Annotated in this window: 23 protein-coding genes; 8 read left to right on the top strand and 15 right to left on the bottom strand. The window is 69.4% G+C overall.

The window, feature by feature from the left end; genetic code table 11:
- A partial coding sequence (locus tag V7004_RS08665; protein WP_334143391.1) for a wax ester/triacylglycerol synthase domain-containing protein occupies positions 1-599 on the bottom strand: 599 nt, incomplete at its 3' end.
- Between the two features lie 48 nt (positions 600-647).
- Here V7004_RS08665 and V7004_RS08660 point away from each other — a divergent pair.
- Complete coding sequence (locus tag V7004_RS08660) at positions 648-1,823, top strand: serine hydrolase domain-containing protein (protein ID WP_334143390.1); 1,176 nt, start codon at positions 648-650, stop codon at positions 1,821-1,823.
- A 4-nt stretch (positions 1,824-1,827) separates the two neighbouring features.
- Here V7004_RS08660 and V7004_RS08655 read toward each other — a convergent pair whose 3' ends face one another.
- A complete protein-coding gene (locus V7004_RS08655) occupies positions 1,828-3,051 on the bottom strand; it encodes a phosphatidylinositol-specific phospholipase C1-like protein (protein WP_334143389.1) in 1,224 nt (407 codons plus the stop codon).
- A 126-nt stretch (positions 3,052-3,177) separates the two neighbouring features.
- Here V7004_RS08655 and V7004_RS08650 point away from each other — a divergent pair, with 126 nt between their 5' ends.
- The 3 genes from V7004_RS08650 to V7004_RS08640 all read left to right on the top strand — a co-directional run bounded on the left by V7004_RS08650 (position 3,178) and on the right by V7004_RS08640 (position 6,580).
- Positions 3,178-4,572 (top strand): WS/DGAT/MGAT family O-acyltransferase, encoded by a 1,395-nt coding sequence (locus tag V7004_RS08650; RefSeq protein ID WP_334143388.1) that lies wholly within the window; start codon positions 3,178-3,180, stop codon positions 4,570-4,572.
- A gap of 64 nt (positions 4,573-4,636) precedes the next feature.
- Complete coding sequence (locus V7004_RS08645; protein WP_334143387.1) at positions 4,637-5,506, top strand: amidohydrolase family protein; 870 nt, start codon at positions 4,637-4,639, stop codon at positions 5,504-5,506.
- An 18-nt stretch (positions 5,507-5,524) separates the two neighbouring features.
- Positions 5,525-6,580 carry a Rieske 2Fe-2S domain-containing protein gene (locus tag V7004_RS08640; RefSeq protein ID WP_334143385.1) on the top strand — a complete coding sequence of 352 codons (1,056 nt, stop codon included), beginning with the start codon at positions 5,525-5,527 and terminating at the stop codon, positions 6,578-6,580.
- A 61-nt stretch (positions 6,581-6,641) separates the two neighbouring features.
- Here the strand turns inward: V7004_RS08640 and V7004_RS08635 are convergent, their stop codons facing one another.
- The 4 genes from V7004_RS08635 to V7004_RS08620 form a co-directional block, all read right to left on the bottom strand.
- Positions 6,642-7,844, bottom strand: coding sequence for a pilus assembly protein TadG-related protein (locus V7004_RS08635; RefSeq protein WP_334143384.1), 1,203 nt, complete (start codon positions 7,842-7,844; stop codon positions 6,642-6,644).
- A gap of 10 nt (positions 7,845-7,854) precedes the next feature.
- Positions 7,855-8,937, bottom strand: coding sequence for a TadE/TadG family type IV pilus assembly protein (locus tag V7004_RS08630; RefSeq protein WP_334143383.1), 1,083 nt, complete (start codon positions 8,935-8,937; stop codon positions 7,855-7,857).
- The gene (locus V7004_RS08625) at positions 8,934-9,527 is read right to left on the bottom strand and encodes a TadE family protein (RefSeq protein WP_334143382.1); all 594 of its coding nucleotides are present in this window, start codon (positions 9,525-9,527) and stop codon (positions 8,934-8,936) included. Before V7004_RS08625 ends, V7004_RS08630 begins: the two co-directional genes overlap by 4 nt.
- A 912-nt stretch (positions 9,528-10,439) precedes the next feature.
- The gene (locus V7004_RS08620) at positions 10,440-11,012 is read right to left on the bottom strand and encodes an RNA polymerase sigma factor (RefSeq protein ID WP_334143381.1); all 573 of its coding nucleotides are present in this window, start codon (positions 11,010-11,012) and stop codon (positions 10,440-10,442) included.
- Positions 11,013-11,227: 215 nt separating this feature from the next.
- Here V7004_RS08620 and V7004_RS08615 point away from each other — a divergent pair, with 215 nt between their 5' ends.
- Entirely contained in the window at positions 11,228-11,557 is a 330-nt protein-coding gene (locus tag V7004_RS08615) for a helix-turn-helix transcriptional regulator (RefSeq protein ID WP_334143380.1), read from the top strand.
- Positions 11,558-11,573: 16 nt separating this feature from the next.
- On the opposite strand, the gene V7004_RS08610 is transcribed toward V7004_RS08615, so the two are convergent.
- The 6 genes from V7004_RS08610 to V7004_RS08585 form a co-directional block, all read right to left on the bottom strand.
- The gene (locus V7004_RS08610; RefSeq protein ID WP_334143379.1) at positions 11,574-12,341 is read right to left on the bottom strand and encodes a glucose 1-dehydrogenase; all 768 of its coding nucleotides are present in this window, start codon (positions 12,339-12,341) and stop codon (positions 11,574-11,576) included.
- Positions 12,342-12,353: 12 nt separating this feature from the next.
- Complete coding sequence (locus V7004_RS08605; protein ID WP_334143378.1) at positions 12,354-13,520, bottom strand: thiolase domain-containing protein; 1,167 nt, start codon at positions 13,518-13,520, stop codon at positions 12,354-12,356.
- Positions 13,520-14,575, bottom strand: a complete 1,056-nt coding sequence (locus tag V7004_RS08600; RefSeq protein WP_334143376.1) for a thiolase domain-containing protein — start codon at positions 14,573-14,575, stop codon at positions 13,520-13,522. The genes V7004_RS08605 and V7004_RS08600 overlap by 1 nt, the downstream gene beginning before the upstream one ends.
- On the bottom strand, positions 14,572-15,093 hold the full coding sequence (locus V7004_RS08595) for a Zn-ribbon domain-containing OB-fold protein (RefSeq protein ID WP_334143375.1): 522 nt from the start codon (positions 15,091-15,093) through the stop codon (positions 14,572-14,574). Before V7004_RS08595 ends, V7004_RS08600 begins: the two co-directional genes overlap by 4 nt.
- On the bottom strand, positions 15,093-15,614 hold the full coding sequence (locus tag V7004_RS08590; RefSeq protein ID WP_334143374.1) for a Zn-ribbon domain-containing OB-fold protein: 522 nt from the start codon (positions 15,612-15,614) through the stop codon (positions 15,093-15,095). Before V7004_RS08590 ends, V7004_RS08595 begins: the two co-directional genes overlap by 1 nt.
- Positions 15,615-15,768: 154 nt before the next feature.
- The gene (locus tag V7004_RS08585; RefSeq protein ID WP_334143373.1) at positions 15,769-16,854 is read right to left on the bottom strand and encodes a Zn-dependent alcohol dehydrogenase; all 1,086 of its coding nucleotides are present in this window, start codon (positions 16,852-16,854) and stop codon (positions 15,769-15,771) included.
- 176 nt (positions 16,855-17,030) lie between these two features.
- Here V7004_RS08585 and V7004_RS08580 point away from each other — a divergent pair, with 176 nt between their 5' ends.
- On the top strand, positions 17,031-18,581 hold the full coding sequence (locus tag V7004_RS08580; RefSeq protein ID WP_334143372.1) for an acyl-CoA synthetase: 1,551 nt from the start codon (positions 17,031-17,033) through the stop codon (positions 18,579-18,581).
- A 27-nt stretch (positions 18,582-18,608) separates the two neighbouring features.
- Here V7004_RS08580 and V7004_RS08575 read toward each other — a convergent pair whose 3' ends face one another.
- Together V7004_RS08575 and V7004_RS08570 are read right to left on the bottom strand one after the other, a co-directional pair.
- Positions 18,609-19,025 carry a hypothetical protein gene (locus V7004_RS08575; protein ID WP_334143370.1) on the bottom strand — a complete coding sequence of 139 codons (417 nt, stop codon included), beginning with the start codon at positions 19,023-19,025 and terminating at the stop codon, positions 18,609-18,611.
- A 123-nt stretch (positions 19,026-19,148) separates the two neighbouring features.
- A complete protein-coding gene (locus V7004_RS08570; protein ID WP_334143369.1) occupies positions 19,149-20,378 on the bottom strand; it encodes an acyl-CoA dehydrogenase family protein in 1,230 nt (409 codons plus the stop codon).
- 67 nt (positions 20,379-20,445) lie between these two features.
- On the opposite strand from V7004_RS08570, the gene V7004_RS08565 reads away from it, so the two are divergent.
- Positions 20,446-20,973: a protease inhibitor I42 family protein gene (locus V7004_RS08565; protein ID WP_334143368.1), complete on the top strand. Its 528-nt coding sequence runs from the start codon at positions 20,446-20,448 to the stop codon at positions 20,971-20,973.
- A gap of 6 nt (positions 20,974-20,979) precedes the next feature.
- Here V7004_RS08565 and V7004_RS08560 read toward each other — a convergent pair whose 3' ends face one another.
- Positions 20,980-22,254, bottom strand: a complete 1,275-nt coding sequence (locus V7004_RS08560) for an amidohydrolase family protein (protein ID WP_334143367.1) — start codon at positions 22,252-22,254, stop codon at positions 20,980-20,982.
- Between the two features lie 130 nt (positions 22,255-22,384).
- Here V7004_RS08560 and V7004_RS08555 point away from each other — a divergent pair, with 130 nt between their 5' ends.
- On the top strand, positions 22,385-23,575 hold the full coding sequence (locus V7004_RS08555; RefSeq protein WP_334143366.1) for a cytochrome P450: 1,191 nt from the start codon (positions 22,385-22,387) through the stop codon (positions 23,573-23,575).
- Positions 23,576-23,595: the final 20 nt, after the last annotated feature.

Raw genomic sequence — 23,595 nt, 5'->3', positions numbered from 1 at the left:
GCGAGCTGGCGGAGGTGGTCGACGAAGGCATCCATCAGCAACCGCCCGCCACCGGGGAGCGGTGCGGACCGCCAGGCCTCCGTGGATCCGGCCGGCATGGCCTCACCCTCACCATCGTCGGCGCCGTCCGCGAAGGACATCACGTTGGCCAGCAACGCAGAGGCGGCTGCACCGTCGGCCATGGCATGGTGGATCTTCACCAGCACCCCCAGCCGGCCGTCCTCCAAGCCTTCGATCACGTACATCTGCCACAGCGGGCGATCCCGCTCCAGCGGGTCGCCGGCGAGTTGCCCGATGGTCTCGTCGAGCTGGCGCCGGTTCCCCGGAGGCGGGAGCACGACCCGGCGCACGTGGTAGTTGAGGTCGAAGGCCGGATCGTCGACCCAGACCGGGTGGTGGAAGCCGAAGGGCACCTCCAGGACGCGTTGTCGGAAACCTGGCAGCAGCCCCAGCCGCGCCCCGATCTCCTCCCGCATGGCCTCGAACGGCAAGGGGGTCCCCTCGGGCGGCTCGAGGATGGCGACCTTGAGCGTGTGCATGTGGAGCGTGGGCGTCTCCATGTAGAGGAACCCCGCATCGAGCCCGCTCAGTCGCTGCATGCATCGCGGAGTATCGCGCCGGCCATCCCTGCCCGCTACGTTGCCCCCATGGCGCACCCGACGGACCGCTACCAGCTCGCCGACCCCGCCGGGATCGGCCTCGACCCGGCCGCGCTCCACGCCCTGGTGGAGCGGGCCCACCGGGAGGTCGACGCCGGTCTGCTGCCCAGCTGTCAGCTCGCGCTGGCCCGCGAAGGTCGGCTGGCGCTGTTCACGACCATCGGCTCGGCGACGAACGACAACCGCTACGTCATCTTCTCGGCCACCAAGGGCGTCATCGCCGGCGCCATCTGGCTGCTCATGAGCGAAGGTGCCCTGGACGTGGGGACCAAGGTGGCCGAGATCGTCCCCCGGTTCGGGACCAACGGCAAGGACGTGGTCACGGTCGAGCAACTGCTCCTCCACACGTCCGGGTTCCCCCAGGCCCCGATGAGGGTCACCGAGGCCGCGTCGCGGCAGGCTCGTCTCGAGCGTTTCGAACGCTGGCGCTTGAACTGGGAGCCCGGGACGCGCTTCGAGTACCACCCGCTCGCCGCGCACTGGGTGCTCGGGGAGGTGATCGAGGTGGTGAGTGGGCTCGACTACCGGGAGTTCGTGCACACCCGGCTCATGGAGCCGCTGGGCCTGCGGCGGTTCCGGCTCGGCGAGCCACCGGAGCGGCAAGCGGACATCACCACGCTGGTGGCTTCCGGCGAGCCCCCCACCCCCGAGGATATCGAAGCGGCGATCGGCATCCCCGGCATCGACCTCGGGGCCCTGGTGGGTGAAGTGACCACCGACGCGCTCCTCGAGTTCAACGACCCCGCGGTCCGGGCGGTGGGCGCGCCGGGTGGTGGGGGCATCAGCACCGCCGCCGACATCGCCCTCTACTACCAGTCGCTGCTGCACAACGAGGCGGGGCTGTGGGACGACGACCTGATGGTCGACGCCTCCCGGCGGGTGCGCTGCGATCTCCCCGATCCCCTGCGGGCCATTCCCGCGCACCGCAGTCTCGGCATGATGGTGGCCGGCGAGGGCACCGTGGCGACGATGCGCGGGTTCGGCTACGGCCTCTCCCCGGAGACCTTCGGCCACGACGGCGCGGGTGGCCAGATCGCCTGGGCCGACCCGGTGTCGGGCATCTCGTTCTGCTACCTGACCAACGGGCTCGACCGGCACGTGCTGCGTGAGGCCCGGCGCACCATCGGCCTGTCGAGCCGGGCGGCGGCGTGCCTGGCGAGCTGAGCGGTCAACCCGAGTCGCCCAGCCCGGCGGTGACGGTCGGCCTCGGGTAGGTCGGCGGCGGGGACTCGGGCGCCCACGGACCGAGCGGCAGATCCAGGTCCTCGAGGTCGTTCGGCTCGCAACCGGGAGGCGCGTTCACGGGGTTGCAGCGTGCCGGCATGCCGCCCGGGATCGACGCCACGTAGTCCGACCCCCAGCGCTGAGCCATGCCCGGCAGCGGGTAGTCGGTGCTGATCCACTGCGCGCCACTGGCCAGCGCCGCCTCGAGCTGGCTGCGATCCCCCGAAGACGGCGTCGTGACCGGCGAGTCGGCCCGGGTGCGCACCACGTAGCCGGCTCGCACCAGCTCCTGGATCTGCGCCAGGTTCTCGCCCAGCGGGTCGTTGCGCTTGATGAACGCGGCATCCGGCTGGCCCGGCTCGGAGGGGGTGAACGCCACCCGTCCCTCCAGTGACGGATGGCCCTGCACGTACTCGTCGCGCTTGTTGTCGAGGAGGAACATCACCCGGCCGCGGACGTCGTCGAGCAGCGGCCACTGACCGGCGAGCACCGCTTCCTCGAGCGTCGCCCGGTCGCCGCGCACGTCATCGGGGGTGATCAGCTCGCCGGGCTCGAACACCGAGCGGATCTCGGCATCGAGCGCGTCGAGCTCCGCCGGCCCGACCGGCACCGGGTTCGGCGGGTTCGGGAAGTCGACCGAGTCCTTCACCTCCACCAGGATGGCGATGGGGAGATGGCCCGGGTGCTCGCCCGACCAGGCCTTCACCTGCTCGAGGCAGCTCACGAAGGTCTCGCAGCGGGAGCCCTCGTCGACCTGCTCGATGTGGAACACCTTGAAGCCCGGGGTGCCGAGCGGCCGCCAGAGCGTGCCGTCCGGGTCGGCGAACACGTCGAGCTCGATCTGGCGCACGCCCTGGGAGCTGAACTGCTCGGCGAGCGGCTCATGGGTGTAGGCGAGCTCGATGGCGCTCGGGACCACCTGCAGGAAGCCCTGGAGCTGCTCCGGTGGGGGCTCGACGTGGTAGCTGTTGTGCGAGCCGATCACCTGGATCTGGTTGAGCCTGATGGGTGGGGCCTCACGGCTGGTAGCCGTGGATGCACCCTCGTTCGAGCCTGAGGAGCCCGATGAGCACGCCCCCGCGGCCAGGACGAGGGTGCAGATGATCGGGCCCAGAGCGGCCCGGAGCCGAGCGAGCCGGACCGGACGGGGTCGGAAGTGGGAGGCCATGCCCCCGGAACGTACCCTCTCCCCTGGAGTGGTGATGGTCGAGCGCCCGCCGGGCGGCGTGCCAGCACCGGCTCAGGCTTCGGCTGGTTCGACCGGACTGGAGGTCCGATGCAGCGCCTCAGCGGGATGGACGCGTCCTTCCTCTACATGGAGACGCCCACCCATCACATGCACGTCGTCGGCGTGCTCATCCTCGATCCGTCGACGATGCAGGGCGGGTTCTCCGTGGCCCGGGTGCGCAGGCTCATCGAGGCCCGGATCCACCTGATGCCGATGCTGCGCCGCCGGCTGGTGCCGGTGCCGCTCGGCTTGGACCACCCGCTGTGGATCGAGGACCCGGACTTCAACCTCGACAGCCACATCACGCACCTGGCGGTGCCGCCACCGGGGTCGCTGCACGAGTTGGCCGAGGTGGTGGGCGACATCGCCAGCCGGCCGCTCGACCGGAGCAGACCGCTGTGGGAAATGCACGTGGTGGAGGGGCTGGAGGACGGTTCGGCGGCGCTGGTCACCAAGATGCACCACGCCACCATCGACGGCATCACCGGAGCTGATCTCATGGCCCACCTGCTCGACCTCGAGCCCGGCGCGTCGGACCCGCCGCCCCCCGAGGAGCCCTGGGAGCCCGACCGCGTGCCCAGCGACCTGACGGTGCTCGCGGGCGCGGTCGCCGACCGGGTCACGAACCCGCTGCGCGGGGTGCGGGCCCTGGCCCGTACGACCCGCTCGCTGGTGGACATGGGGCGCAGCGTCCTGCCGTTCGGTGGCGACGGCCTCAGCCCGGCCCTGCCCTTCACCGGGCCGCGCACCCGCCTCAGCGCGCCCATCACAGGGAACCGGGCGGTGGCGTTCGGTCAAGCCGAGCTGGACGACTTCAAGTGCATCAAGTCGGCGTTCGGCACCACGGTCAACGATGTCGTGCTGGCGGCCACGGCCATGACCTTGCGACGCTGGTTGCTCGCCCACGACGACCTGCCCGACCGGCCACTGGTGGCGGCGGTGCCGGTGTCGGTGCACGGGCAGACCTCGGGCGGCGGGACCAACCAGGTGTCGAACATGTTCGTCCGCCTGCCGGTGGACGTGGACGATCCGGTCCGGCAGCTGGAGGCCATCCACGCCGAGACCAGAGACGCCAAGGCGGTGCACAACGCCATGGGCGCGGACCTCATCCAGGACCTGGCACAGATCACGCCGCCCGGCGTCTACAACCTGGCGCTGCGGCTGTACGCGCTCCCGCAGGTGGCCGGCACACTCCCGCCCGTCCAGAACCTGGTGATCAGCAACGTGCCCGGTCCTCCGATCCCGCTGTACATCGCCGGTGCCCGGGTGAAGGGGATCTACCCGTTCGGTCCCTTGATCGAAGGTTCGGGCATCAACCTCACCGTCCTGTCGAACATGGGCAACATGGACGTCGGGGTCATCGCCTGCCCGGACACGGTTCCCGACCTCTGGCAGATCGTCGACGGCTTCACCGCCGCGGTGGCCGAGCTGCGCGACGCGGCCGAGTGCCTCACCGCCTGACCCCCTCCAGGACGAGGGGCCCGCCAGCTCCCCTCGAACTAGAACCTGTTCTAGTATGGGGTCCATGGCCATGCCCACCGACGTCGGGATCATCGACACGATGGTCGGCTTCCCCAAACCGGACCGGCGGGAGGTCTACAAGTTCCTGGCCCCGCACCTGCGGGACAAGGAGAGCCTCGAGGAGTTCCGCTTCCCCGCCCAGTACATGTTCAAGGACGTGCCGCCGGACCTCGAGGACAACGTCGACCCGGTGGCGGTCGTCGTCGACAACCTCGACCGGTTCGGTATCGACAAGGCGATGATCGGGGTCGGCCCCGGCCGTGACGACGCGGACCGGGCCCTCAAGGACTTCCCCGACCGGTTCATCCCCTCCGCATCGGTCGACCCCAACCAGGGCATGGACGCCGTGCGCTTCCTGGTGGAGATGCACGAGCGGTACGGCATCAAAGCCGCCACCACCTTCCCGGCGGGCGTGCAGGTGCCGATCAACGACAAGCGCTACTACCCCATCTACGCCAAGTGCGTGGAGCTCGACATCCCCATCTTCGTCTGCGCCGGCGTGCCGGGGCCCCGGGTGCCCATGGCCCCGCAGAAGGTCGAGCTGATCGACGAGGTGTGCTGGTTCTTCCCCGAGCTGCGCTTCGTCATGCGCCACGGCGCCGAGCCCTGGACCGACCTCGCGGTCAAGCTCATGCTCAAGTGGCCGAACCTCTACTACTCCACCTCCGCCTTCGCCCCCAGGCACTACCCGCGGGCGATCATCGACTACGCCAACACCCGGGGCGCCGACAAGATCATCTACGCGGGCTACTTCCCAGCCGGGCTCACCTACGACCGGATCTTCGCCGAGCTCCCCGGCGTGCCCTTCGACGACGAGGTGTGGCCCAAGTTCCTGCGGGACAACGCCGCCCGTGTGCTCAAGATCGACCAGTGAGACCGTGAGGTGCCGCCGATGAGCCGCTACCCCTTCCCCGTCCCGTTCGGTTGGTTCCAGGTGGCCTGGGACCACGAACTGGCCCCTGGCCAGGTGCTCCCCCGCTACTACTTCGCCCGCCACCTCGTACTGTGGCGGGACGAGAGCGGTGCGGTGCACCTGCAGGACGCGTTCTGCCCCCACCTCGGGGCACACCTCGGCCACGGGGGCTCGGTGAGGGGCACGGAGATCGAGTGCCCCTTCCACGGCTGGACCTTCGACGGCGAGGGCCGAAACACCTGCATCCCCTACAGCGAGCGCACCAACGCCAAGGCCCGCATCCGCTCGTACCCCACCATCGTGCGCAACGGGCTGATCATGGCCTGGTACCACCCGGACGAGACGGTGGGCCCGCAGTGGGAGATCCCCGAGTTGGCGGAGTTCAACGCCGCCGAGGGGTTCTCCGAGCCGGTGTGCCGCCGGTACACGGTGCACGCCGCCTGGCAGGAGCTGGCCGAGAACGGCGCCGACTCCGCGCACTTCCGGTACGTCCACAACACCGAGGTGGTGCCCGAGATCGAGGAGTACCGGGCGGAGGGGCCGCACGCCGTCATGCGGTCCTCGCAGAAGTTCCCCACTCCTCGAGGGGTGGTCGAAGGGCGCATCGACGTCGACAACTGGGGCCCGGGCTTCGCCTTCACCCGGTTCAGCGGCATCGTCGACACCTTCCTCATGGGATGCAACACCCCCATCGACGAGGACACCTGCGAGCTGCACTTCACCTTCACGGTCCGCAGCCTCGGTGACGACGGCACCACCTCCAGCGTGGGCGAGGCCTTCGTCAACGAGGTGCACAAGCAGGTCATCGAAGACGGGCCGATCTGGGAGAACAAGGCCCACCTCGTGCGCCCCGCGCTGGCCGACACCGACGGGCCGTTCATGAAGTTCCGCAAGTGGGCCGCGCAGTTCTACGCAGAAGGGGTGCGGGACGACCGGCTGGTGTGGGAGCCGCCACCGCCGGGCACGTTCGAGTCGACCATGGTCCCCACCGAAGCCACGGCGTCACGCAAGCACCGGGGCAAGGGCAACGCCTGACCTCGCGCCCTGGGACAGCGCCTCGCGGGCTTGCACGACCTCGGCGAGCGCATGGGGGCGCCTACCGCGCCAGCTTCAGGACCCGCGCCTGGCTCGGATCGACGACGTCGCCCGTTCCGCCTCCGCCCCCCATAGCCGGAGGCGGGTAACCCAGGAGCTGACCGCAGTACTTGATCGAACCGTTCAGCCCGAGACTCGCCAGGTTCGTATCACACACGGGCGAACCGCTCGAACCGTTCCCGTAGACCATCCACACCGTCCAGGTCACGACGTACAGGTGCGGCTTGAGCGGGTCCGGTACTCCCGGTGGGCAGTCGAACGTCGGCCCCTTACCACTCGAGGATTTCCCGCATCCCTGGCGGGCGATGGGGATGAGCATCCCGCAACCACCCGGTGGGAAGCCGTCCTTGGCCGGGGGACAGGGCTTCAACCCGCTGACCTGGATCAGGATCTGCGCGTCGAAGCCGTTGCCGGTGTACCCGTCGACCCAGGTGTTGAGTGCTACACCGCTGTCGGGCCCCTTTCCCTTGAACTCGTTCCCTGCTCCACAGTCCGGGAGCTTCGACCACTGCAGCGGGAACCACGCCCCCAGCGCGGTGGGCTTGATCTTGTCGTTGAGGTCGAGGATGTCCCAGGCGTTCCCGGGGGCGAGATCGGCCCGGCCGCAGACGATGAAGGGGCTGCCGTCCGTCCGGTACAGCGGCTGGATGGTGGCGGTGGCGGAAGCGCTCGCCGTCAGGCTGTCCGCTCCGAGGAACGCACCGAACGACAGGGCGCGGGTGTCCTCCGATCGCACCCGCACGCCGGCGATCTTGTAGCAGCCCGTCTCAGCCGTCGTGCACGCGGCGCCCGAGCCTGGACGGAAGCGGTCCGTGTTGAGGTTGACGGCGGCGAGGAAGCTCGGGTTCTGGCAGAAGTCCTGGCCGACCTCGGTGAGGGTTGCGTCGTTGAGCACGAACCGGCAGCTGGCTCCGTCCGCCCCTTGGGCGCCGAGCTCCCGCTCGATCGCAGCCAGGATCTCCGAATTCGCCGGAGCCGGGGTGCCCGAACTGGGATCACGAAAGCGGATCTTGTCGACCATCCGAGTGCCCGCCATGGCCGCGGAGTCGGCAGCGTTCTGCATGGTTCGGCGCTGCGCGTAGGCGATGCCGCCGTCGACCGCGAGGCCGGTCACCGCCAGGAGGGCCACCAGACCGACGGCCACGAACACCACGGTGACGCCACGGTCGCCCCGGGTCCGGATCCGTCTGGCACGTGCACGCATGGAGGCCTCCTCAGTTGACCGTGAAGGTCCCGGTGCCGATGGTGGTGGTTCCCCATCGGACGATGATCGTCTTGGTACCCCCCGTCCAGGTGGTGAGCTGGTTCGCACCGATGGTGACGCTGTAGGGCGAGCTGGTGCCGTTGAGGGCGAAGGACTGGCCCGTCGTGTTCGACACCTGGACGAACACGGAGAGGTTCGTGCACAGCGGCGAGCCATTGGTCTGGACGGTGATGGTGAGGTCCCTCTTGAGGGTGCCGTTGCCCTTCTTGCCCACCGGGTCGGGCCTGGCGGTGACCGAGGTGGCCTGGCATGCGGGAGGGTTCGTCACCGAGAACGGGAACGGGCCGAACGTTCGTGTTTCGCCGTACACGGTCGACTGCACGTGCACCTGGTAGTCGCCCAGCGCCGTACCCGTCGCGATGGGCACCGAGAGGCTGAACGAGCCGTCGGGGCCGACCGTGACGTTCGTCGCCCCCAGCAGCCCAGGAATCTGGATCGTGACCGGCACCCCGGGCTGCAAGCCGGACCCACTCACCACCAGGGTCTGGCCTGCGTGGAACGTGGTGCTGTTGATGGATACCACCGGGTCGGGCGGCGGCGGGATCGGCGCATCGGGGACGGTGGCCGGCTCGGGCTTCCCGGTGATCAGCATCCTCGAGCTGGAGGTGAAGGTCCGATCACCGATGATCGATCCCGCGGGGCTGATCGGCTGGTAGCGCCACGACACACGCACCTCGACGAGGTCGACGTCCGGCGTGGCGCTGGTGCAGGCGATCGGCGATGTCGATCCCTGGCGGTAACAACGAGCGGTCATTTCGAGGACGGCACTGCCTCCCAAGCGTGCCCTCACCGCCTGATCGATGCGTTGCCAGTCCGCGCTACCAGTGACGTCTGCGCCCTTGTAATCGAGGATCGCCACCCGGGCTCCGTCGCGGGCTGCGGAGGAGTACTGGCTCTGGCGGAACGCCGCATAGCCGAAGTCGACCATGCCCAGCACGAGGAAAAGCAGCAGTGGTAGCGCCAGGCCCGCCTCGACCAGGACGGCACCACGGTCGCTGCCCAGCCGGGCCGATTCATCGGGACCTGCCCTCACCCCTGGATCACCGCCTCTGCCCGACCTCGGAGCTCGACCTGGTCGGTCCCGATGATCGCCGCCACCAGCGGCGTCAGAATCTGGAGGTTCTGGGTCACCTCGACCCTCACCCGGTCGGGATTCGTCGGGGAGCGGTCGAAGGTGATGGGCGTGCCTCCCGACACGGCCACCGGGTTGTCACAGGCGGTCGCGCTGGGCGAGTCGGCTGCGCCGTTCCAGTACGCCACCTCGCTCGTCACGCCGTCGGTGGTCCGCACCCGTGAGACGTGGATGTCGGTTCGGGTCAGACCCAACCCGGGGTCCTCACGCATCACCGCACTGTCGATGTTGCGCCCGCCGTTGCAACCGGGGTTCACGTACTGCGGCGAGTACTGGCCAAACGCTGCTCCTTCACGGGCAGCGTTGGTCAACCGGTTCCGCAGCTGTGAGGCTCGACTCAGGTCGATCGTGCCGAACACGAGGATGGCCAGGAACGGCAGGAGGAGCGCGAACTCGATCAGTGCCGCACCGCGGTCGCCCCATCGGGCACACGAGGGTCTGGCCCGCCCCGACCGGGACCCGCCGACGATTGCCGTGGCCTCCTCGCTCACTTCGCCATGCCTGCCGCTTCCCTTCTGCCGGAAGCCACGAGCGGACTCGGTGCCTGATCCCGCGTCACTTGGGACCCTTGCCTTTGTCGTTCCCTCCGCCCTGTCCATTGGCACCACCACTTCCGGCCTGCGGAGGCGGGCCCGGGGTGCCAGCCGCTGGCGGCTCCTCCCCGCGCTTGGCCTGTCCCGGTGGCTCGGCTGGACGACCGGCCCGGCCACCGGGTGCTTCACCGGTCCTACCCGGTGCCTCCCCCGAGTTCCCCGGGGCGGTGCCGCTCCGGCCGGGGGCCTCATCCGAGCGGCCCGGGTTCTCACCGCCCTGACCCGGGGCCTGTTCGGACCGGCCTGGGTCGTCCTGCTGACCGGGTGCCTCGTCGGACCGGCCGGAGTTCTCGCCGCCGTGGCCCGGGGCATCCTCCGATCGGCCCGGGTTCTCACCGCCCTGGCCCGGGGCCTCGTCGGACCGGCCTGATCGATCGTCGGCGGTCGGGAGATCGAGTCCGAACGGGTCTGCGATGGCCGCCACCGCATCCTGGATGGGCGCGGGCAGGACGTTCGCCCCGGCAGCCGCAGCGAGGCCACTACCGGCGAAGAGCACCCCCGCCCCGACCCCTGCGGCGACGAGCAACCGCCGCCGTGATCGGGATTGAGCTCCCTGCACCGGGGCTCGCGCCGCGAGCATCGCGTCGAGGTGGCGGCGCGCGGTCTGTTCATCCGGATCGACCAGGAACGCGTCCCGCAGGTCGGCGACGAGCGCGGCGATCTCGGGCTGCTGCCCTTCCTCGCCTGTTCCGCTTCGTCCACGGCCGTGACCTCTCACCGCTGCCTCCCCTGTCATCTTCCTTATCGCTGCCCGCGCCGGTTTCGATACCGGTCCATCCGGTAGGCCGTTCGACCTATCAGGGAGCGGCGCTACTCGACCGCCTCGCCGACATCCTCGCCACCGGCAGCCAGATGGCGCGCCAGCGAGGCGAAACCCCGGCGGAGCAGCGCTTTGACCGCCGTCTCGGGCTTGCCCATCACCTCGGCCACTTCCCTGACCGACAGGTCGGCGAGCACACGCAGCACGAGGGCGGCCCGCTGGTCGTCGGTGAGCTGGTCGAGCGCTTCGAGCACCCCTTGGCTGCGCAGCCGAGCCAGGGCCTCGGATTCGCCGTCCGTCAGCAGGATCACCCGCTCGCCCATCTCGTCGGTCGGGACAGGGTCTTCTCTTCGACGGCCCCGGCGTCGGAAGTCGTCGACCATGCGCCGGTAGGCGATGGTCAGGAGCCAGGAGCGGAACCGCTGCTCGTCGCCGGTGAAGTGCGGCAGACGCCGCATCATGGACACGAACACCTCCGAGGAAGTGTCCTCGGGATCCCTGGCCCCATTGGCCCGCAGGTAGCCAAGCACCAGCGGTGCGACATCACGGTAGATAGCCTCGATCGCGCTCGGCTCACCGCGCTGCGCGGCGGCCAGCACTTCGGGAAACGAATCGCCGATCACGGGCGGGCCGACCGGGCCGAACCACCGCAGAACGGTCGGACGGCTGGTCGGTCACCAGGGTTCCCACCAACCGCCATCTCGCCTCGCTCACCGGTCACGTGCCGACCACCTCTGACCCTTCGGCCCCGAGTTCCTATCGGCGGCGGCGCCAACGCTATCAGGCGAACCAGAATTGACGATTAGTCTGTAGGTTGTCGTCGAGCCGGAGGTGTGCCGTGACGTCGACTCCCGCGAATGTGGCCGGTCCGGTGACGCGCCCGGACTGGACCTTCCTCACCAACCATGCCCACGTCCTGCTGTGCATCAGCGCCGACCCGCAGATCCGCCAGCGCGACATCGCCCGCCTGGTCGGCATCACGGAGCGGGCCGCGCAGAAGATCGTCTCAGAGTTGGAGGCCGGCGGGTACCTGGTGCGCGAACGGGTGGGACGGCGCAATCGCTACCGGGTCGACCGCGACATCCCGCTGCGGCACCCGCTGGAGTCCTCGCACCGGATCGGCGAGCTGATCGACATCCTGCGACCCGAGCTGCCGCTCGAGCAGTGACCGTCATCCGGCCGGGTCAGAAGTCGAGCAGTCCGGGGTCACCCGCGGTCTGCCCACCGTCCACCACGAACTCCGCGCCCGTGCAGTAGGAGCTCTCGTCCGACGCCAGGAACAGCACCAGCGGGGCGATGTCATCGACCGTGCCCAGCCGGTGCAGGGGAAGCCGCCGCACGAAGGGCTCGAACGCCTCGAGTGGGGTGGTCTCGGGGTCGCGGGTCATCGGGGTGTCGACCCCGCCCGGGTGGACGGAGTTCACCCGGATGTTCGCCGCGCCCAGCTCCAGCGCCGCGGTCTTGGTGAGACCCCGCACCGCCCACTTGCTCGACACGTACGCGCCGACCATCGGGAACCCGACGATGCCCGAGCTGGAGGAGATGTTGACGATCGATCCGCCGCCTGCCCCCGCCATCGCCGGGGCCACCACCTTCATGCCGAGGAAGGTGCCGACCAGGTTGATGTCGAGCACTCGGCGCAGGTCCTCCAGCTCGGTGTCGACGATGCGGGAGAAGTGCACCACCCCGGCGTTGTTGACCAGCACGCTGGGCGGACCGAAGTCGTCGAGGGTCAGGGCGAGCGCTTCACGCCACGAGCCCTCATCGGTCACGTCGAGATGGATGAAGCGGGCTGCCTCACCCAACCGCTCGGCCAACCCCTGCCCGGCGTCGTCGAGGATGTCGCCGATCACCACCTGCGCGCCCTCGCGCACGAACAGCTCCGCCTCGGCCGCGCCCTGCCCCCGGGCCGCGCCGGAGATGATCGCGACCTTCCCCTCGAGCCGACCCATCGAACTGCCCGCTCAGGGCTTCTCGTCGCCGACGACCCACATGGCGAAGAACTGGGAGCCCCCGCCGTAGGCGTGGCCCACCGCGGTGCGGGCCCCGTCGACCTGGTGCTCGCCGGCCTGGCCCCGGACCTGCATCGCCGCTTCCGCGAAGCGCAGCATGCCCGACGCGCCGATCGGGTTCGACGACAGCACCCCGCCGGAGCAGTTCACCGGCAGGTCGCCGTCCATCTGGGTGACGCCGTCCTCGACGAGCTTCCAGCCCTCGCCCTCCGCGGCGAAACCGAGGTTCTCCAGCCACATGGGCTCGAACCAGCTGAACGGCACGTACATCTCGACCACGTCGACATCACGGCGCGGGTCGACGATCCCCGCTTGGCGGTAGACGTCGGCCGCACACTCCTGACCCCCGCGGGGGTTCACCTGGTCGCGCCCGGCGAACATCGTCGGTTCCGAGCGGAACGCGGTGCCCCGCACCCAGGCAGGCTTGCGGCCGTCCGCCGCAGCCGCGTCACCGCCCTTCTCGTTGGTGAGCACCATGGCGCAGGCGCCGTCGGATGACGGGCAGGTCTCGCTGTAGCGGATCGGGTCCCACAGCATGATCGAGTCCTTGACCGACTCGAAGGTGATGCCTTCTTCATGCAGGTGGGCATAGGGGTTCTTCAGGGCATTCAGCCGGTCCTTGAGCGCCACCAGGATGCCGATGTGATCGGGTGCGCCTGAGCGGCGGATGTAGGCCCGGATGTGCGGGGCGAAGTACCCGCCCGCGCCGGCGTGCATCGGGGGCTGGAACGGCATGGCGACCGACAGCGCCCACATCGCCTCGCTCTCGGACTGCTTCTCGAAGGCCACGGTGAGCACCCGCTCGTGGATGCCGGCGGCCACCAGGTCCTGGGCCACGATGGCCGTCGATCCACCCACGCTGCCGGCCGTGTGGACCCGGAACATCGGCTTGCCCGTCGCTCCCAGCGCGTCAGCCAGGTACAGCTCGGGCATCATCACCCCTTCGAAGAAGTCAGGGGCCTTGCCGATCACCACGGCGTCGATGTCGGACCAGGTCATCTGGGCGTCGTCGAGGGCCCGCTGCGCGGCCTGGCGGACCAACCCGGCGATCGAGCAGTCAGCGGTGGCCTGGTGCCTGGTCTGCCCGATGCCGACGACAGCAACTCGCTCGCTCCCCATCACGCACCCTCCAAGACGCACACCAGGTTCTGCTGCAGGCACGGGCCGGACGTGGCGTGGGCGACCGCGCGGTCGGCCTCGCCCCGCCAGATGCGGGAGGCGGCCTCCCCGAAACGGATGAGACCAGCCGCCATGATCGGGTTGGCGCACAGGGCCCCACCCGAGGGGTTCACGGCCACCGCGTCATCCAATGCGAGGGCCTCGCGAAGGATGAGCTCCTGGTGGGTGAACGGCGCGTGCAGCTCGGCCACGTCGACCTTCCCGTCGCCCACACCGGCGCGCGCCGCCGCCTGCTCGGTGGACACCGACCGGGTCAGGTCGCGAACCCCGAGCGCATGCGGCTCGATGCGGTGGTCGATCCCCCGGATCCACGCCGGTCGGTCACACAGCTCACGGGCCACGTCACCGGCCGCGAGCACCACCACCGCCGCCCCGTCGGTGATCGGCGGGCAGTCGTGCTTGCGGAGCGGCGCCACGAACTCGTCCTGCTGGAGGAGCGTGGAGGCGTCGACGTCCCCGGCGAGCTGGGCGAACGGGTTGCTCTGGGCCTGCCGCCGGCTGGCGGCGGCGACCTCTGCCATCTCCTCCACCGTGAAGGCCCCCGCCTCGAGCCCGCAGCGGGCCTGGAGGGCGGCGAGCGACACGGAATCGACCCACAGCGGGCCGAGGTAGTAGGGGTCGAGCTGGCGGGACAGGACCCGGCGGATCTCCCCCGGCGAGGACTTGCCGTAGGCGTAGATGAGGGCCACGTCGATGTGGCCCATCTGCATCTTCACCCACGCCTCGTACAGCGCCCACGCTCCGTCCATGTCGACGTGTGACTCCGAGATCGGCGGCCATGGCCCGAAGGCGTCGAGAGTCATGACGAAGGAGAACGGCTGACCGGCGAGGTAGTCGGAGCTACCGGAGCACACGAAGTCCACCCGGTCCTTGCTGATCCCCGCACCACGCAGGGCTTCGCCGAGCAGCGGCATGAGCATCTCGGTCTCGTTGATGTGCGACACCGCCCGCTGGTGGGCCGTCTGGGCGAACGAGATGATGGCGACGTCCCTCATACGTTGTCCTTGTAGGTCTCGAACGGCGCATCCGGCTCGCCGTTGGGACGGAAGTACCTGATCGACTCGAGCGTGGGGCCGATCTCGTCGTCTGGCACCCACACCGCTTCGACCCGCATCCCCATGTGCACCTGGTCGTAGGGCACCTCTTGGATGAGGTGCATGATCGGCAGGTCGGAGTGGTCGAGCAGGATGAGCGCGCTCACGTAGGGGATCTCCATGAGGTTGCTCATGAAGGGCACGTTCACGATGCAGAACGACGTCACCGTGCCGGTGTGACCGAGCTCGACCTCCTCCTCGGTGGGCACACCGTCGGTCGGGCAGGAGCCCCGGGGTGGGACATACACCTTCTGGCACACCGGGCAACGCTGGCCGACCAGGCGCTTCTCGGCCACGGCCCGCAGGAAGCGGGACGTGGCGGCCCCGGCGGTGTAGTTGTAGTGGAGGCTCGCTGGCGTGCGGATCGAGCGCACGGGCTCCAGATCCCGCAGCCGGGGTGGCAGGGTGATGTCGCTCATCAGTGGGCTCCTCCCGCGGTGCCGGCGCCGGACTCCTCGGGCTCGAAGCACTCGATGTCGAGGATGTGCCCCTCGCGGTAGCGGACGCCGTCGTCCGCGTCGGGGTCCTCCCCCTCGGGCCGCACCGGCCGCCACCGGGCCCGCACCCGCATGCCCGTGGCCATGCGGGCCGGATCGCCCCCGGTGTCCACCGCGTGCAGCATCGGGGTGTCGGCGCCGTCGAGGGTGATCAGGGCCCAGGCGAACGGGCCATCGAGGGGCTGGCCGTCGAGGGGCTCGGCCACCCAGCACCAACTGGTGACCACGCCGGCGTCACCGACCTCCACGATCTCGGTGAGCTCCTCTGCGGTCACGGGGTCGTACTCCACCGGCGGGACGATCACCCGCCCGTCGGCGGCCCGCACCCCGACCACGAACCCCTCACGCAGCGCGGTGAAGAAGGCGCCGATGACCGGGCCCGTGGTGCGGCTGAACGGATACTCGATGACCAGCGGCGCGATCAGGACATCGGACTCGGGCATCACTCCCCCTCGTGCGGCACGGACCCCAGCAGACTAGAACACGTTCTCGTTTGGGTGCGAACCCGTTCGTCCGACCGGGACCGGGCCGTCGCCTCGGCGCCGGGGCGCGGCCGTTCGGGGACGGTCGCCGCGAGGCTCGATCAGCGCGTCCGGCTCAGAGCTCGATGACCGAGCGGATGACCTCGCCCCGCTTCATCTTCTGGATGGCGTCATTGACGTCGTCCAACGTGATCCGCTGGCTGATCATCCCTTCGAGGTCGAGCTTGCCCGCCTTCCAGAGCCGCAGGAAACGGTTGAAGTCCGAACGGACATCCGCGGAGCCGTAGTAGCTGCCCTTCAGCGTCTTCTCCTGGAAGAACAGCTCGAACATGTTGAACTCGACGGTCTGGCTCATGTTGCCCACACCCACCACGATGGCCGTGCCACCGCGGCGCACGGCGTCGTAGGCGGCACGCACGGTCTGGGGGAGGCCGATCGCTTCGAAGGCGTAGTCGAAGCCACCGGCCATGCCGGTGACCTCGCCCTTCAGCGCGTCGAGACCGTCGGGCTTCACCGAGTGGGTGGCACCGAAGCGCTTGGCCATCTCGAGCTTGTCGTCGTTGAGGTCGACGGCGACGATCACCGCCGCGCCCGCCACCCGACAGCCCTGGATCACCGAGATGCCCACGCCGCCGCAGCCGAACACGACGCAGGTCGAGCCGGGCTCGACCTTGGCGGTGTTGATCGCCGCGCCCACGCCGGTGGTGACGCCGCAGCCGATCAGCGAGGCGATCTCGAAGGGCACGTCGTCATCGATCTTGATGGCGGCTTCCTGGGGGACGATGAGCTGCTCAGCGAAGGTGCCGGTGCCCGCCATGCCGAACAGGTCCGTGCCGCCCTCCTTGAAACGGGGCACCCCTGCGATGGCGAACTGGATCATGATGCACAGATGCGGGCTCTTCTGGTCGACGCAGGCCACACACTGCCCGCACGGCGGGGACCACGCCACGACGACGTGGTCACCGACACTCAGCCTCGTCACCGCCGAGCCGACCTCCGACACCACACCGGCGCCCTCATGGCCCGGCACGAACGGCGCACCCTGGGGCAGGTCACCCTTCATCGCGTGCAGGTCCGAATGGCAGACGCCAGTGGCCCTGATATCGACCTTGACGTCGGTCGGGCCGAGCTCGCCGAGCGTCACGTCGTCGACGATCTCGAGCGTCTCGCCACCGATCTCGCGTAGCACTGCAGCACGCATGTGGTCCCCCTTGAACGAAGTGATGAGGCCGCGATCCTCCCTGACCCACCATCACCGGGTCAACCAGGCCACCGCCCACCGGCTGAGGCCCGACCACCCGCGCAGCCGGTGGCAGATCGGCGAGAACACGTTCTAACCTGATAGATCGTCAGATACGGCTGAAGGGGACGAAGGACATGGCCGAGCTGGGGTTCTGGAAGCTGGCGCAGAGCGATCCCGACCGGGTGGCGCTCGTGACCCCCGACGGTGCCGAGCACACCGCCGGCGAGCTGCTGGCCGCCGCCAACCAGGTGAGCCACGGGCTGCGAGCCCAGGGCCTCGAGCGGGGCGACACCGTAGCCTGCGTGCTGCCCAACGGGCTGGAGATGATCCAGCTCTACCTCGGGGCCATGCAGATCGGCCTCTACCTCACGCCCATCAACCATCACCTCGTCGGCCCCGAGATCGCCTACATCGTCAACGACAGCGAGGCGAAGGTGTTCGTGGCCAGCGCCAGGTACGCGGACGAGGTCCGCAAGGCCATGACCGAGATCACCCTCGACGCCGACCGGTGCTTCGCGGTCGGCCCGATCGAGGGGCTGCGGCCCTGGAGTGATCTGCTCGAAGGCCAGCCCACCACCAACCCCGACGACCGCGTCGCCGGGGCGCCGATGCACTACACCTCCGGCACCACCGGCCGCCCCAAGGGGGTGAAGCGGGCGCTGGTCGACATCGACCCCGACGTCCTCGGCGAGCTCTACGCGGGATTCCAGGGGATGTTCGGGGTGCAGCCCTTCGACGACAACGTCCACATCACCGGCTCACCCCTCTACCACACGGCCGTGCTCATGTGGACGGCCAACTCGATGCACATGGGCCACAAGGTGGTCCTCATGGACAAGTGGACCCCGGAAGGCATGCTCGAGCTCATCGAGCGCCACCAGGTCACCACGTCGCACATGGTGCCGACCCAGTTCCACCGGCTGCTCGCCCTGCCCGAGGAGGTCCGGAACCGCTACGACGTGTCGTCGCTGCGCTGCATGGTGCACGCGGCCGCTCCCTGCCCCCCCGACATCAAACGCCGGATGATCGAGTGGTGGGGCGACGCGGTCATGGAGTACTACGCGGCCACCGAGGGCGGCGGGACGATCATCACCGCCCAGGAGTGGTTGGCCAAGCCGGGCAGCGTGGGCAAGGCCTGGGCCGGCTCGGAGATCCGCATCCTCGACGACGACGGCAACCAGCTCCCACCCAACACCGAGGGCACCGTGTACATGTCCCTCGCCCAGGCGAACTTCGAGTACAAGGGCGACAAGCGCAAGACCGAGGACAACCGGCGGGACGGCTTCTTCACCGTGGGCGACTGGGGCCTGCTGGACGAGGACGGCTACCTGTTCCTCAAGGATCGCAAGAGCGACATGATCATCTCGGGTGGGGTGAACATCTACCCGGCCGAGATCGAAGGCGAGCTGCTCACGTTCCCGAAGATCGCGGATGTGGCGGTGTTCGGGATCCCGCACCCCGACTGGGGCGAGGAGATCAAGGCGGTGGTGCAGCCGGCGGAAGGGGTCGAGCCGAACGACGAGCTGCGGGAGGAGATCCTCGCCTTCTGCGAGGATCGGCTGGCGAAGTTCAAGCGTCCCAAGACGATCGACTTCATGGCCGAGCTGCCACGGGACCCCAACGGCAAGCTCTACAAGCGCAAGCTTCGGGACCCCTACTGGGAAGGCCGCGACGCCAAGATCTGAGCGGACCGGCGACGCGATCCTGGCCGCTCAGGCGTCGATCTCGCTGCGGTGGCGCTCGAGCTCCTCGTAGAGCCGGTCCACCTCGTCCACGCAGGGCAGCGCGATCCGCTCGCCCGAGTTGAGCTCGATCTCGAGGTTCCAGAAGCCCGGGATCACGTCGACCTGGAAGATCCGGTACCAGGGGATGTCCCGGCGGAGCGGCCAGTTGCGCTGGATGCGCAAGCCCTCGTCGCGAACCACGATGACCGGCCCGAGCACGATGCGCAGCCCCACGATCGAAAGCACCAGCCCGACCGCGCTCATCAGCCGCCACCAGCCCCCGAGAGGCGACGCCAGCACACCCGGGACGAAGAAGAGGATCGCGATCAGCGAGAGCAGCAGCGTCGTGAGCGCCCGGCGCAAGGGGGACATGCGCAGCCGGTAGCGGCTCAGGCTCGACGTCACCCCACCATTGTCGCAGCGGTCGCCCGGGAAACCACCCGCGGCAGGACGAACGGTCGAGCCTGTGGTGCTCGAACGCTGCTGAGGCGCCTGATCGCCACAGGCCCGGTGTGGAGGTGGTCCCGGTCAGGACTTGGGGAGGTCACGCCAGGGCACGTCCTTGTCGTCGCGTGGCTCCGGGGGGAGGCCGAGCGCCCGTTCGCCGATCATGTTCCGGTGCACCTCGTTGGTGCCGCCCCCGATGCGCGACGAGAACTGCGCCATGTGCTGCTTCTGCCAGAACCCGTCCTGGGGGGCATCGGCGCTGGCCAGCATCCCGTGGGCGCCCTCCAGCGCGATCGCCAGGTCGACCCGCTTCGAGAGCGACTGGGTGAAGAAGTTCTTGAGGACCGACGGGTCCGGCGGCGAGCCCCGGCGGTGCATGATCGCGGTCTGCATGCGCATCTGGTGGAACTTGAGGATGCGCTCACGGATGTACACGTCGGCGAGCCCCTGCCGGACGATCGGGTCGGCGGTCCGCCCGCACGCCCGGGCCAGCTCCAGGACGGCCTGGAACGTGGTGGTCTGGCCGGCACCGCCGATCATCCCCGCCTCGCTCGCCAGGGTGGTGCGAGCCACCGCCCAGCCCCCGTTCACCTCGCCCACGACATTGCCGGCGGGGATGCGGACCTCGGTCAGGAACACCTCGTTGAAGTGCGACAAGCCGGTGGCCTGCACCAGCGGGCGAATCTCGATACCCGGGGAGTGCATGTCGACGATGAAGAAGGTGATGCCCTTGTGCTTCGGGGCGTCAGGGTCCGTGCGAGCGAGCAGGATGCCGAAATCGGCGTGCTGGGCCTCCGAGGTCCACACCTTCTGGCCGGTGACCACCCACTCGTCGCCGTCCCGCACCGCCCGGGTCGCCAACGCGGCCAGATCGGAACCGGCGCCGGGCTCGCTGAAGAGTTGGCACCACAGCTCGTCCCCCTTCAACATCGACGGGATGTAGCGAGCCTTCTGCTCCTCGGTGCCGAACCGCAGCAGCGGCGGGCCGACGAGCTGCTGAGCCGCGCCGATGAAGCCCGTGGTGACGTCGAACTGCGAGGCCTCCTGGTTGAAGATGATGCTCTCCGCCGGCGTGCCACCCCGCCCGCCGTACTCCTTCGGCCAGGTGATGCCGGCCCAGCCGTTGTCGAAGAGGGTGCGCTGCCAGGCCCGGCAGCGTTCCAGGTACGCGGCGGCTTGCTCCGGGTCCTCTGAGACGCCGCCGCGCGACCAGTCGGCGTCGGTGCCGGTCTTGCGCCGGGCATGGGCCTCGAGGAACGCCCGCACCTCCCGGCGGAACGCGGCTTCCTCCGGCGTGTCGTCGAAGTCCACGCGGGGACTCTAGAACGTGTTCTCGTCGCGGTGCGAAGGAGGCACGAGGGCCGCATAGGGTGCAGGGATGCCCTGCCGCCGAGCCACGATCGCGGTGGTTGCACTGGCCGCGCTGCTCGCGGGCTGCTCCGGATCGGAAGCCCCGAGCGCCGGCCCCACCACCAGCGCCGGAGCGACGACGATCGCCGGCGCGGACGGGGGCGACCCGCGGGCCTTCCCAGTGTTCATCGACCCTGACCAACCCATCCTGGTGGCCGTGGGAGCCCGGTTCGGGATCCTGCTGCCCGCCGAGCACTCGGCGGGCTTCCGCTGGCAGCTGGTGGGGCGACCCGATCCGGGCGTGCTGGCGCCGCTGGGCAACGAGCTGCTGACCAGCACCACGGCGCTGCCCGGTGACGGTGACGCCGAGGTGATCTCCTTCGCCGCCCGGCGCGAGGGGAACGCCACCGTCGAACTGCGCTACGTGGGCAGCGACGGCAATCCCGATCCCGCCGGCCGGACCGCCCGGTTCTCGGTGACCGTCACCGCCACCGGTGAACCACCGCCCGCGCCGGAGACCACGACCACCACGACGACCTCGACCCGACGGCGATAGGCCGGCTCAGGCGGTGGCCTTGGCCTGCACCGCGGCCGCGGTGACCGCGCCGTGCGACATCGTCTGCCCGCTGGGCTTGATCGACACGTCGTGATCCCCCGCTTCGGCCTTGAGCGCCCCGACGGTGCACTGCTCGCGGGGCCGGACCGAGAACGGGTCGTAGGAGAACAGCCGCATCGCGTTGAGGTGGGTGATCTTGTCGATCTCCTCGTCGCTCAGCCCGGCCAGCTCCGCCTCGAGGGCCTCCGCGGCGTCGGGCCATGCGGTGTCGGAATGGGGGTAGTCGCACTCCCAGGTGATCATGTCGAGACCGATCTGGTCGCGCAGCTTCACCCCGACCGGGTCGTCGATGAAGCAGGTGATGACGTGCTCGCGGAACAGCTCACTGGGCAGCTTGCCCTTCAGGTCCTGACCGGTCCACGCCCGATGGCGGTCGTAGGTGCGATCGATGCGCTCGAGGAAGTAGGGGATCCAACCGATGCCACCTTCGCTCAACGCCACCCTGAGCTGCGGGAACCGGAGGAAGATGCCCGACCACACCAGATCGGTGGCGCACTGCACCAGGTTGAGGGGCTGGAGTGTGATCATCACGTCGACCGGCGCGTCGTCGGAGGTCACGACGAGCTGCGACGACGAGCCGATGTGCATACAGGGCACGGTGCCCGTGTCGCTGCACGCCTGCCAGAAAGGATCCCAGTAGTCGGTGTGGAGGCTCGGGTAGCCGAGCACCGCCGGGTTCTCGGGGAAGGTCATGGCGAAGCAGCCCTTCTCGGCCACCCGGTAGACCTCCTTGGCCGTCTCCTCGGCACTCCACAGGGCCGGCAGGGCCAGGGGCATGAACCGGCCCGGGTAGGCGCCGCACCAGTCCTCGATGTGCCAGTCGTTGTAGGCCTGGAGGGTGGCGAGGGCGAAGTCCTTGTCGTCCACGTTGGCGAACAGGCGCCCGGCGAACCCGGGGAACGACGGGAAGCACATCGACCCGAGGATGCCCGCGGCGTTCATGTCCTTGATCCGCTCGTGCACGTCGTAGCAGCCGGGGCGGATCTGCTCGAAGGACGTGGGGTCGATGCCGTACTCCTCGCGGGGTCGCCCGGCGACCGCGTTGATGGCCAGGTTGGCGATGTCCTGGCCCTCGAAGGTCCACACGTCGACCCCGCTGCGCTTCCGGCGCACCCGTGGCGCCCGGTCCGCGTACTTGGCCGGCATGCGCCCGTCGAAGAGGCCGGGCGGCTCGACCACGTGGTCGTCGACGCTCACCAGGATCATCTCGTCAGCCCGCATCGGTCCCTCCCCTCGGGCGTGTGCCCCGGACGGCGATCGTCTACTCTGAAGCACGGTTCACATTATCTGAACCGCCGTTCAGAGACCAGCGGGTCGAGCCGGACGGCGGACGACCAGGGAGGGGCCCGTCATGGCCGGGGCGTCGACGACCACACCCGTGGAGTTCAACCCGTACGCGCACGAGGTCCACGACGACCCGTTCCCCTTCTACGAGCGACTGCGGGAGGAGGCACCGGTCTACGAGAACCGGGAGCTCGGCTTCTACGCCCTCTCCCGCTACGACGACGTGCTGGCCGCCCTGCACGACCACGAGACGTTCTGCAACCGGCACGGAATCACCCTCGAGCCCAAGAGCCCCCTCCCGATGATGCTCACGATGGACCCGCCCGAGCACACGGCGATGCGCCGGCTGGTGAGCCGGGTCTTCACCCCCCGGCGGGTCGCCGACCTGGAGCCGAGCATCCGGGCGCTGTCCGCCAAGTACCTCGACCCTCTCGTGCCCGAGGGCCGCTGCGACCTCATCGGCGACTACTCGGCGAAGCTGCCCATGGACGTGATCTCCACCATGCTCGGGGTCCCACCCGACGATCAGGACATGCTCCGGGGCTGGACCGACGACATGATCCACCGGGACGAAGGCCAGCCCGAGATGACCGCCCGGGGGATCGAGGCCGGGGCACGGCTGTACGAGTACCTGAGCGCAATGGTGACCGCGAAGCGGGCCCGGCCCGGCGACGACCTCACCAGCGCCCTGCTCGAGGCGTCGCTGGAGGGGGAGCGGCTCGGTGACCGTGACGTGGTGGGCTTCCTCCTCCTGCTGATCATCGCCGGCAACGAGACCACCACGAAGCTCATCGGCAATGCCGTGTACTGGCTGTGGCGCAACCCGGCCGAACGGCAGAAGCTGCTGGATGACCCGTCGCGGATTCCCGATGCGGTCGAGGAGACCCTGCGCTACGAAGGGTCGACCCAGCTCATGGCCCGCACCCTCACCCGCGACCACACCCTTCATGGCGTAACGATGCGGGAAGGGGGCAAGGTGCTGTTGCTGCTCGGGTCGGCCAACCGTGACCCCCGGGTGTGGGACCGCCCGGACGTGTTCGACATCGACCGCGACGGCCTCAACCGCCATCTCGGCTTCGGTCACGGCATCCACGTGTGCCTCGGCGCGGCGCTCGCTCGGCTGGAGATGCGGATCGCTCTCGAGCACATCCACCAGCAGATGCGCGACTACGAGGTCGACGAGGGTGGTATGGAGCGGATCCACTCCGGCAACGTGCGCGGCTATGCCCGCATGCCGCTCACCTTCCGCCCCGCCTGACCCGACCACGACCCCCGACT

Origin of the sequence: Rhabdothermincola sp. (assembly GCF_036846205.1) — a bacterium.
GTDB lineage: Bacteria > Actinomycetota > Acidimicrobiia > Acidimicrobiales > Acidimicrobilacustridaceae > Rhabdothermincola.
This window is presented reverse-complemented; position numbering and strand designations above follow the sequence as displayed.